This is a genomic window from Variovorax sp. 20P10.2.4 (assembly GCF_058244205.1).
This window is the reverse complement of record NZ_JBZAYE010000268.1, coordinates 1-9,428: the sequence shown is the minus strand read 5'-3', so window position 1 is coordinate 9,428 and position 9,428 is coordinate 1. Positions and strand designations below refer to the sequence as shown.

General features: G+C 69.1%; 12 protein-coding genes. 11 read left to right on the top strand and 1 reads right to left on the bottom strand.

Annotated features, from left to right (window positions below; translation table 11 throughout):
• The coding region (locus AC27VN_RS22815; protein ID WP_490877991.1) for an aspartate/glutamate racemase family protein at positions 1-338 on the top strand (338 nt) is incomplete at its 5' end.
• 9 nt (positions 339-347) lie between these two features.
• Here AC27VN_RS22815 and AC27VN_RS22810 read toward each other — a convergent pair.
• Positions 348-2,045: a long-chain fatty acid--CoA ligase gene (locus tag AC27VN_RS22810; RefSeq protein ID WP_177239216.1), complete on the bottom strand. Its 1,698-nt coding sequence runs from the start codon at positions 2,043-2,045 to the stop codon at positions 348-350.
• Positions 2,046-2,333: 288 nt separating this feature from the next.
• Here AC27VN_RS22810 and AC27VN_RS22805 point away from each other — a divergent pair, with 288 nt between their 5' ends.
• The 10 genes from AC27VN_RS22805 to AC27VN_RS22760 form a co-directional block, all read left to right on the top strand.
• Complete coding sequence (locus tag AC27VN_RS22805) at positions 2,334-2,774, top strand: OsmC family protein (RefSeq protein ID WP_057596490.1); 441 nt, start codon at positions 2,334-2,336, stop codon at positions 2,772-2,774.
• A 47-nt stretch (positions 2,775-2,821) separates the two neighbouring features.
• Positions 2,822-3,787: a Bug family tripartite tricarboxylate transporter substrate binding protein gene (locus AC27VN_RS22800; protein WP_490877990.1), complete on the top strand. Its 966-nt coding sequence runs from the start codon at positions 2,822-2,824 to the stop codon at positions 3,785-3,787.
• Between the two features lie 441 nt (positions 3,788-4,228).
• On the top strand, positions 4,229-5,002 hold the full coding sequence (locus tag AC27VN_RS22795; RefSeq protein ID WP_490877989.1) for a GntR family transcriptional regulator: 774 nt from the start codon (positions 4,229-4,231) through the stop codon (positions 5,000-5,002).
• The gene (locus tag AC27VN_RS22790; RefSeq protein WP_490877988.1) at positions 4,999-5,799 is read left to right on the top strand and encodes a transporter substrate-binding domain-containing protein; all 801 of its coding nucleotides are present in this window, start codon (positions 4,999-5,001) and stop codon (positions 5,797-5,799) included. The genes AC27VN_RS22795 and AC27VN_RS22790 overlap by 4 nt, the downstream gene beginning before the upstream one ends.
• A gap of 15 nt (positions 5,800-5,814) precedes the next feature.
• The gene (locus tag AC27VN_RS22785; protein WP_490877987.1) at positions 5,815-6,477 is read left to right on the top strand and encodes an amino acid ABC transporter permease; all 663 of its coding nucleotides are present in this window, start codon (positions 5,815-5,817) and stop codon (positions 6,475-6,477) included.
• A 7-nt stretch (positions 6,478-6,484) separates the two neighbouring features.
• Complete coding sequence (locus tag AC27VN_RS22780; protein WP_093340005.1) at positions 6,485-7,138, top strand: amino acid ABC transporter permease; 654 nt, start codon at positions 6,485-6,487, stop codon at positions 7,136-7,138.
• Positions 7,122-7,904, top strand: a complete 783-nt coding sequence (locus AC27VN_RS22775) for an amino acid ABC transporter ATP-binding protein (RefSeq protein WP_093340007.1) — start codon at positions 7,122-7,124, stop codon at positions 7,902-7,904. Before AC27VN_RS22780 ends, AC27VN_RS22775 begins: the two co-directional genes overlap by 17 nt.
• Before the next feature lie 192 nt (positions 7,905-8,096).
• Positions 8,097-8,591, top strand: a complete 495-nt coding sequence (locus AC27VN_RS22770) for a P-loop nucleotide/nucleoside kinase family protein (protein ID WP_490877986.1) — start codon at positions 8,097-8,099, stop codon at positions 8,589-8,591.
• A 99-nt stretch (positions 8,592-8,690) separates the two neighbouring features.
• Entirely contained in the window at positions 8,691-9,200 is a 510-nt protein-coding gene (locus AC27VN_RS22765) for a sigma-70 family RNA polymerase sigma factor (protein WP_490877985.1), read from the top strand.
• Between the two features lies 1 nt (position 9,201).
• Positions 9,202-9,428: FecR/PupR family sigma factor regulator (locus tag AC27VN_RS22760; RefSeq protein WP_490877984.1), on the top strand; the 227-nt coding region annotated here is incomplete at its 3' end.

Below are 9,428 nucleotides of genomic sequence, written 5' to 3'. Positions count from 1 at the left end.
GCCCGATGATCGATGCGCTCGCCGAGCGCACCGCGCTGGGCCCGCGGCTGGCGCCGCTTCGCGTGGTCGACACCGCAGTGCGCGAGCTCGACGCCGATCCCGAACGGCTGCTCGCGCGCCTGACCGAGGCGGCGGCGCGGGCCGTGCGCGACGACGGCGCCGATGCGATCGTGCTGGGCTGCACCGGCTTCCTGGGCGTGAGCGATGCGCTCGCGCGGGCCCTGGCCGCCCAGGGCCTTGTCGTGCCCGTGATTCATCCGCTGCGCAGCGCGGTGCTGCTGGCCGCGACGCAGGTCCGGCTGGGGTTGCGGCACCGGGCGGCAGGCCCGGCGCGCTGACTCGGCGCCTCAGGCGTTCTCGGCTTCCTGCAACAGCCGCCACATGACCTTGCCGCTGCCGCTCTTGGGCAGCGCGTCGACGAACTGCACCTGGCGCGGGATCTTGTAGACCGCCATGTTCTCGCGGCACCAGTCGATGATCTGCTGCGCGGTCGTGTCCTTGTGGGTGGCGCGCAGCACCACCACGGCCTTGACCGATTCGCCGCGGTAGGCGTCCTTGGTCGAGATCACGCAGGCTTCCTGGATCGCCGGGTGGCGGAACATCAGCAGTTCGACCTCGGCCGGCCAGACCTTGAAGCCGCTGGCGTTGATCATGCGCTTGAGGCGGTCGGTGATGAAGAAGTAGCCCTCCTCGTCCATGCGGCCCATGTCGCCCGAGCGGAAGAAGCGCTTGCCCTCGAACTCGACGAAGGCCGCGGCCGTGGCCTCGGGCCGCTTCCAGTAGCCCTGGAACACCTCGGGGCCGTGGATGATGATCTCGCCCGATTCGCCCGGCGGCAGTTCCTTCAGCGTGTCGGGGTCGACCACGCGCGCATCGGTGCTCATGAACGGGATGCCCAGGCACTGCTGCTTGGGATGCTCGGCCGGGTTCGAGTGCGAGGGCGCGGCCGTCTCGGTGAGGCCGTAGCCTTCCTGGTACTTGAGGCCGAACTGGTCCTGCAGCCGCTGCGCCACCGCCTGCGGCATGGCCGCGCCGCCGCCGCCGATGTAGCTGAGGCTCGAGAGGTCGTAGCTCGCGAAGTGCGGGCTCGCCATCAGGTCGATCACCATGGTCGGGATGTTGGTCCAGCTCGAGACCTTCCAGCGCGAGATCAGGCGCCCGGCCACGTCGCGGTCCCAGCGCGGCATGATGACCAGCGTGGCGGCCGCGAGGATCGCGGTGTGCATCATGCTCACCACGCCGGTGATGTGGAACATCGGCACCACGGCCAGCACCACCACCTCGGAATGGGCGCAGCCCCACAGGACGCCCGACAGGGCGTTGTGCATCAGGCTCGAATGGTGGTGGATGCAGCCCTTGGGCAGGCCGGTGGTGCCGCTGGTGTAGGGCAGCAGCGCCATGTCGTTGGCGCCCACCACGTGCTCGGGCACCGGGTGGCTGGTCTCGAGCGCCTCGGTCCAGGCCATGACCTCGCCGCCGGCCAGCGCGGGCAGCGGATGGCGGGTGCCGAGCCAGTCGACCCAGGCGGGCGCGGGCGCGTCGTCGCCGGTCACGCCGGGATCGAAGGCGTCGGTGAACTGGGTCACGATCATCCTCGACAAGCGCTCGCCCTCGGGCAGCGCGTCGCTGGCCTTGGCCAGTTCGCCGGCCAGGTCGCCGGTGGTGATCGCCACCTTGGCATCGGCGTCGGTGATGTAGTGCTTGAGCTCCTCGGCCCGGTTCATCGGGTTGACCGGAACCACCACGGCATTGGCGCGCAGGATCGCGAAATGCGCGATCACCAGTTGCGGGCAGTTCTGCATGTCGAGCAGCACGCGGTCGCCGCGCTTCACGCCCAGCGCATGCAAGGTGCCGGCCAGGCGCTCGACCTGGCTCGCCAGCTCGCGGTAGCTGGTGACGCGGCCGAAGAACACCAGGGCGTTGTTGTCGGGGTAGCGCTCGGCGGCGGTCTTGAGGTTGTGCCAGAGCGACACCGCGGGCACGGTGATCGAATGCGGCAGGCGTTTGGGCCAGAACTTGTGATGCGGGCGTTGTTCCAGGGTCATGGCAGGCGGACGGAAGGGGAATGGGGAATCCGGGCGGGGCGCGTCCGGCCGGAATGCCGGGCGCGCGAACCGCACGCCAGCCTAAGCCGAGCGCGGCGCGGCTCCCATCGGGGAAGCCCCCGGAGCGTCACCTTGGCGACGCCCTTTTTTCTACGTCGCCCGATCGTAGGCCCGTCGAAACGGCCGGGGCGACAGCGCCCGCGACTACAGACGCGGCGCCCGGTTTCGGCGATACCCGGGGCTTCGCATCCCGTTCCCCCATCCACCGACCACCGAAGGAGCATCTCCATGGCAGCAGAAAAGCACGCGAGCGTTCACTGGGAAGGCGCCGGCAAGACCGGCAAGGGCCAGGTCAGCACCGAGACCGGCGCGCTCAAGGACTACCCCTATGGCTTCGCCAGCCGTTTCGAGGACGACCGGCGCGGCACCAACCCCGAGGAGATCGTCGGCGCCGCGCACGCGGCCTGCTTCACGATGGCCTTCGCCTTCGCGCTCGAGAAGGAAGGCCTGGCCGCCACGAAGATCGACACCCGCGCGGCCGTGCGCCTGGCCAAGGACGGCGAGGGTTTCAAGATCGACCGTATCGCGCTCGAGCTCGACGCCGCCGTGCCCAACCTCGACGAGGCGAAGTTCCAGCAGATCGCGGCCGCCGCCAAGGCCGGCTGCCCGCTGTCGAAGGCGCTGGCGAGCGTGCCCGAGATCACGCTGAAGGCGACGCTGGCCGGCTGAGCGCCTTGCCTATGATCGTCTCCTCACCAAGAAGAAGGAGACGGATCATGAACAACACCCTGCGGACCGCGCTCGCGGTCCTGTCGCTGGCCCTGGGCGGCGCCGCCACGGCCGCCTTTCCCGACAAGCCGATCAAGGTCGTGATCGGCTTTCCGGCCGGCGGCCCGCTCGACCAGCATGCGCGCCTGCTGACCGACAAGCTGCAGGCGGCGCTGGGGCAGCCGCTGATCGTGGACTACAAGCCCGGCGCGGGTGGCTCGGTGGGCGCCGACGCGGTCGCCAAGAGCCCGGCCGACGGCTACACGCTGATGCTCGCGAACACCGGCGTGGCCGTGATCAACGGCGCGCTCTACAGCAAGCTGCCCTACGACACGCAGCGCGACTTCGTGCCGATCGCGCGCACCGCGATGCAGCCGCTGGCGCTGCTGGTCACGCCCAAGCTGCCGGTGCAGAACCTCAGGCAGTTCATCGACTACGCGAAGGCGCGGCCGGGCCAGGTCAACTACGGCTCGGCCGGCAACGGCGGCATCAGCCACCTGGTGCCCGAGATGTTCAAGACCGCGACCGGCATCTTCATGGTCCACATCCCCTACCGCGGCAGCGCGCCGGCCTTCACCGACCTGATGGGCGGGCAGGTGCAGTTCATGGCCGAATCGATCCCGCAGGCCGCCAACTACCACAAGCAGGGCAAGGTGCGCGCGCTGGCCGTGACCAGCCGCGAGCGCAATCCCGCGCTGCCCGACATCCCGACCGTGGCCGAATCGGGCGTGAAGGGTTTCGAGGTGGTGGGCTTCTACGGCTTCTTCGCGCCCAAGGACACGCCCAAGGACGTGGTGGCCAAGCTCAGCGAGGCCTTCAAGCAGGTGCTGACCAGCGCCGAGGTGCGCGAGCGCATGGTGAGCCAGGGCGCCGACCCGGCCTTCCTGGGCAGCGAGGAGTTCGCGCGCTTCCTGGCGACCGAGACGCCGCGCTGGCGCGAGGCGGTGAAGGCTTCGGGCGCGCGGATGGATTGAGCTGGCTGGGGCAGCCTGCCGCTTCGAAGCGCAGGGGGTGGAGGCCCGAGATACATCAGGGGCGCGTGCACAGGACAGCGGGTACTTCCCTCCGCGAATGTCCCCCGGCCTTCGGCCTCCTCCTTGATTTCGCTGCGGGAAGCACCCGCTGCCCTGTGCACGAAGGCGCTGCGGTGGTGCGGGCGGTTCAACAACGATTGCGTCCAGGCTCACGCCGATGGGGTACTCCCCGCAGCGAAATAAAGGAGGAGCCGAAGGCGGGGGACATTCGCGGAGGGGAGTACCCCGTCGGCGTGAGCCCGTCCCCCCTGTAAACGAAGTCAGCTCCGACACACCCGTGGGAGCCCAAGGCACCCGCACCACCGGCGCACCCCGCCCAGCCCATTTCGGTGCACACATCTTGCATACCAGTTGGCACGGAAGCTGCTGGTATGCAGGCGAATGTCTACCTCCGCTTCCGAAATCAGTGTGCGCATCGTCGAGGCGGTGATGGCGCAGAAGCTCGCGCCGGGTTCGCGCCTGGGCGAGCAGCAGCTCGCGATGCTGTTCGACTGCAGCCGCACCATCGTGCGCGAGGCGCTCACGCGGCTGGCGGCGCGCGGCATCGTCACCGTGAGCGCGCGGCGCGGCTGGTTCGTGATCGAGCCCTCGCAGGACGAGGCGCGCGAGGCCTTCGAGGCGCGGCGCGTGATCGAGCTCGGGCTGATCCGAAGCGCGGGCAGCGCCGGCAAGCTCCAGAAGAGCGCGCTGCGCCAACTGAAGACGCACCTGCAGCGCGAGAAGGCCGCCCTCAAGGAAAGCGACGTCGGCAACCGCAGCTTCCTGCTCGGCGACTTCCACGTCTGCCTGGCCGAATGCCTGGGCAACACGCTGCTGGCCGACACGCTGCGCGACTACACGGCGCGCACCACGCTGATCGCCATGCTCTACCAATCCACGCACGACGCGGTGCAGTCCTGCGAGGACCACGTGCAGATCGTCGCGGCGCTTGAGCGCGGCGACCATGCCGCCGCCGAGGCCCTGATGGCCGAGCACATCGGCACGGTGCAGTCGGCCCTGCGCGTGCAGGCGCCCGCCGATCCGCTGGCCCAGCTGCGCGATGCGCTGGCGCCGCTCCAGAACACGGCCACCACGCCGGCCCCCCGGAGCAAGCGCCGCAAGCCCGGCGCAGCGCCCGATCCCGACTCTTCGACTTACCTAGGAGCCCTGCTATGACCTTCCTCGCATCCAAACGCCGCGTCGCCCTCGCGCTCGCCTCCCTCGCCCTGCTGGCCTCGGCCGGCGGTGCCTACGCCCAGAACGCGCTCGACAACGTGCTCAAGGCGAAGACCATCAAGATCGCCGTGCCCACCGACTACCCGCCCTATGGCTCGGTCGACAAGAACATGAAGCCGCAGGGCCTCGACGTCGAGATGGCCGAGCTCATCGCCGCCAAGCTCGGCGTGAAGGTCGAGCTGGTGCCCGTGACCAGCGCCAACCGCATTCCGTACCTGCAGACCAGGAAGGCCGATCTCGTGATCTCCACGCTCGGCAAGAACGCGGAGCGCGAGAAGGTGATCGACTTCTCGTCGGCCTATGCCCCCTTCTTCCAGGCCGTGTACGCCGCCAAGAGCATGAAGCTCGCCAGCTTCGCCGACATGGCCGGCAAGACCGTGGCCGTGACGCGCGGCGCGATGGAGGACCAGGAACTCAACAAGGTGGCGCCGCCGAACGTCGACTACCGCCGCTTCGAGGACAACAACGCGACCATCGCGGCCTTCGTCGCGGGCCAGACCCAGACCCTCGCCACCAGCGCGGCCGTCGCCGGCGACATGCTTGCCAAGAATCCCAAGGTCAGCGCCGAGTTCAAGCTGCTGCTGAAAGACAGCCCCTGCTTCGTCGGCATCGCCAAGGGCGAGACCGCGCTCAAGACCAAGGTCAACGAGATCATCGCGACGGCCAAGAAGGACGGCACGCTCGACGCCCTGTCGAAGAAGTGGCTCGGCAAGGCCGCCGGCGACCTGCCGGTCTGATCGAACGGCGCGGCCATGGGCATCGAATTCGACTTTGGCGCCGTGCTCGCCGAATGGCCGCTGCTGCTGCGCGGCGTCGCGTGGACCATCGGCCTCACGGCCGTGGGCACCGTGCTGGGCATGATCGTCGGCACCTTCTGCGCCTGGGCGCGCGCCGACGGCCCGCGGTGGCTGCGCGCCGTGGTGGGCACCTATGTGGAGCTGATCCGCAACACGCCCTTCATCGTGCAGCTGTTCTTCATCTTCTTCGGGCTGCCGGCCGCGGGCGTCAAGCTCACGCCCGAGGTGGCCTCGGTGATCGCGATGGTGCTGAATCTCGGGGCCTATTCCACCGAGATCATCCGCGCCGGCATCGAGGCCACGCCCAAGGGCCAGATCGAGGCCGCCGTGAGCCTGGCGCTGAGCCGCTCGCAGGTGTTCCTGCGCGTGGTGCTGCCGCCGGCGCTCAAGAAGGTGTGGCCCGCGATGGTGAGCCAGATCGTCATCGTGATGCTGGGCTCGGCCGTGTGCGGGCAGATCTCGACCGAGGAGCTGAGCTACGCGGCCAACCTGATCCAGAGCCGCAACTTCCGCGCCTTCGAGGCCTTCATCGTCGCCACGCTGATCTACCTCGCGCTCTCGGTGGCGCTGCGGCGGCTGCTCGACTGGGCCGGTCCCCGCTTCTTCTTCGGCCGCTGAATCCGCCATGACCGATTTCTCCCTCTGGGACATCCTGCGCAACCTGCTGCTGGCGCTGCGCTGGACCGTCGTGCTCTCGCTCATCGCCTTCGTCGGCGGCGGCATCGTGGGCGCGCTGCTGCTGTTCCTGCGCCTGCGCGGCGGCCGGGCCGTCGGCAAGGCCGTGGGCCTCTACGTGCAACTGTTCCAGGGCACGCCGCTGCTGATGCAGCTGTTCCTGGCCTACTTCGGCATCGCGCTGTTCGGCATCGACGTGTCGGCCTGGACCGCGGCCAGCGTGGCGCTCACGCTCTACACCAGCGCCTTCCTCACCGAGATCTGGCGCGGCTGCGTGGCCTCGATCCCGAAGGGGCAGTGGGAAGCCTCGGGCAGCCTCGCCCTGAGCTTCGGCGAGCAACTGCGCCACGTGATCCTGCCGCAGGCCGTGAGGATCGCGATCGCGCCCACCGTGGGCTTCCTGGTGCAGGTCATCAAGGGCACGGCGCTGGCGTCGGTCATCGGCTTCGTCGAACTCACCAAGGCCGGCAGCATGATCTCCAACGCCACCTTCCAGCCCTTCGTGGTGTTCAGCTGCGTGGCCCTGCTCTATTTCGTGCTGTGCTTTCCCGTGAGCCTGTACGCCAAGACCCTCGAGAGGAAAACCCATGGCCGCCGTGCTTGAACCGCAACAACAACCCGCCGTCGCGGTGGGCGCCCCCATCGTGCGCATCACCGCGCTGCGCAAGTCCTACGGCAGCAACGAGGTGCTCAAGGGCATCGACCTCGACGTCAAGCGCGGCGAGGTGATCGCCATCATCGGCAAGAGCGGCTCGGGCAAGAGCACGCTGCTGCGCTGCATCAACGGCCTCGAGGTGTTCCAGGAAGGCTCGCTCACCGTCGACGGCAAGCCGCTGCTGCACGAGAGCGCGATGGCGATGCGCGAGCTGCGCCAGCGCGTGGGCATGATCTTCCAGGGCTTCAACCTGTTCCCGCACCTCACGGTCGGCAAGAACGTGATGCTCGCGCCCACGCTGGTGAAGAAGCGCTCGTCGCTCGAGGCCGCCTCGCAGGCGCGCAAGCTGCTCACGCGCGTGGGCCTGGCCGAGAAGTTCGACGCCATGCCCGACCAGCTCTCGGGCGGCCAGCAGCAGCGCGTGGCGATCGCGCGCGCGCTGGCCATGGAACCGGGCGTGCTGCTGTGCGACGAGATCACCTCGGCGCTCGACCCCGAGCTGGTGGGCGAGGTGCTGCGCGTGGTCGAGTCGCTGGCCGACGAGGGCATGACCCTGCTGATGGTCACGCACGAGATGAACTTCGCGCGCAAGGTGGCCGACCGCGTGATCTTCATGCACCAGGGCCGCGTGCACGAGATGGGGCCGCCCACCGAGCTGTTCGCGAACCCGCGCACGCCGGAGCTGCGGCAGTTCCTGTCGTCGCTGCACGACTGAAGCGCGCGGCCGTGGGCTATGCTCGGCCCATGGCCTGCCCGCGCATCATCGCGTCGATCATTCGCACCATTCCAAAGATGGTGGGTTGACGCACGGTTCCTCGAGTTCATGCCATGCAACCCGCCCCAGAAGGCGGGTTTTTCGTTTTCCGGGGCGCTGCTTCCAAGCCCACCACCCTCCGGAGAAAACGAAATGACAGCGACCCCCTCCACCCCCGTGCTGCACATGGTCTGCGGCAAGATCGGCGCCGGCAAATCCACGCTCGCGCGCCGGCTCGCCGCGGCACCCGCCACCGTGCTGGTCAGCGAGGACGCCTGGCTCGCGGCGCTCTACCCGGGCGAGATCCGCGAACTGCCCGACTACGTGCGCTGCGCGGGCCGCCTGAAGCAGGCCATCGAGGGCCACCTGGCGGCGCTGCTCTCGGCCGACGTGTCGGTGGTGCTCGACTTCCCGGCCAACACGGTCGCGAACCGGCGCTGGATGCGCGGCATCTTCGAAGCGGCCGGCGCGGCGCACGTGCTGCACCTGCTCGAGCTGCCCGACGCGGTCTGCAAGCAGCGCCTGCGAGAGCGCAACGCGAGCGGCACGCATCCCTTCGAGACCAGCGAGGCGCAGTTCGACCTGATCAGCAGCCACTTCGCCGCGCCTTCCGCGGCCGAAGGCTTCACGGTGCGGCGGCACGGCTGAAAACCCATGTCCGGGGCGAGCGCTTCATCTAGAATTAATGAGAAACGTTCTCATTAATCTCGACCCATGCCAGGCCGCTGGCGAAGAGGGAATGCCGCCATGCCTGCCGCCGAATCCGCCATGCACGACGAAGTGCGGTCGCTCTATGGCGAGCACCATGGGTGGCTGCAGGGCTGGCTGCGGCGCAAGCTCGGCGATTCCTTCGCCGCGGCCGACCTGGCACAGGACACCTTCGTCAGCGTCATCACGACCGGCACCGCGGCCGGCATCCGCGAGCCGCGCCCCTTCCTCGCCACGATCGCGCGGCGGCTGATCGCGCACCGGCATCGCCGGCAGGTGCTCGAACAGAGCTACCTCGAGGCGCTGGCCGCGCTGCCGCAGGAGATGGCGCCCTCGCCCGAGGTGCAGCTGCTGGCGATCGAGGCGCTGCACCAGGTCGATCGCGTGCTCGACAGCCTGCCGCCGGCCGCGAAGGAAGCCTTCCTGCTGGCCCATCTCGAAGGCCTGAGCTACGCGCAGATCGCCGAGCGGCTCGGCGTATCGGCCAGCTCGGTCAAGCAGTACCTGTCGCGCGCCAACCGCCAGTGCTTCTTCGGCCTGGCCGACTGAGATGCGCAGCGCCCCCCTCGACACCGCCACCGCCCTGCCCTTCGGCGAACGCGCGGCCGACGAGGCCGCGGAGTGGCTCACGCTGCTGATGTCGGGCGAAGCCACGGAAGAAGACCGCCGGCGCTGGCAGCAATGGCGCCGGGGCCATCCGGACCACGAGCGCGCATGGCAGCACATCGAGAGCTTCAGCGCGCGCCTCAAGGGCCTGCATCCGGCGGCCGCCCATGC

Coding starts and splice junctions, on each gene's coding strand:
- AC27VN_RS22800 (WP_490877990.1), top strand. CDS start 2,822: ATGAACAACACCCTGCGGACCGCGCTCGCGGTCCTGTCGCTGGCCCTG.
- AC27VN_RS22770 (WP_490877986.1), top strand. CDS start 8,097: ATGACAGCGACCCCCTCCACCCCCGTGCTGCACATGGTCTGCGGCAAG.
- AC27VN_RS22780 (WP_093340005.1), top strand. CDS start 6,485: ATGACCGATTTCTCCCTCTGGGACATCCTGCGCAACCTGCTGCTGGCG.
- AC27VN_RS22785 (WP_490877987.1), top strand. CDS start 5,815: ATGGGCATCGAATTCGACTTTGGCGCCGTGCTCGCCGAATGGCCGCTG.
- AC27VN_RS22775 (WP_093340007.1), top strand. CDS start 7,122: ATGGCCGCCGTGCTTGAACCGCAACAACAACCCGCCGTCGCGGTGGGC.
- AC27VN_RS22805 (WP_057596490.1), top strand. CDS start 2,334: ATGGCAGCAGAAAAGCACGCGAGCGTTCACTGGGAAGGCGCCGGCAAG.
- AC27VN_RS22810 (WP_177239216.1), bottom strand. CDS start 2,045: ATGACCCTGGAACAACGCCCGCATCACAAGTTCTGGCCCAAACGCCTG.
- AC27VN_RS22790 (WP_490877988.1), top strand. CDS start 4,999: ATGACCTTCCTCGCATCCAAACGCCGCGTCGCCCTCGCGCTCGCCTCC.
- AC27VN_RS22795 (WP_490877989.1), top strand. CDS start 4,229: ATGTCTACCTCCGCTTCCGAAATCAGTGTGCGCATCGTCGAGGCGGTG.
- AC27VN_RS22765 (WP_490877985.1), top strand. CDS start 8,691: ATGCCTGCCGCCGAATCCGCCATGCACGACGAAGTGCGGTCGCTCTAT.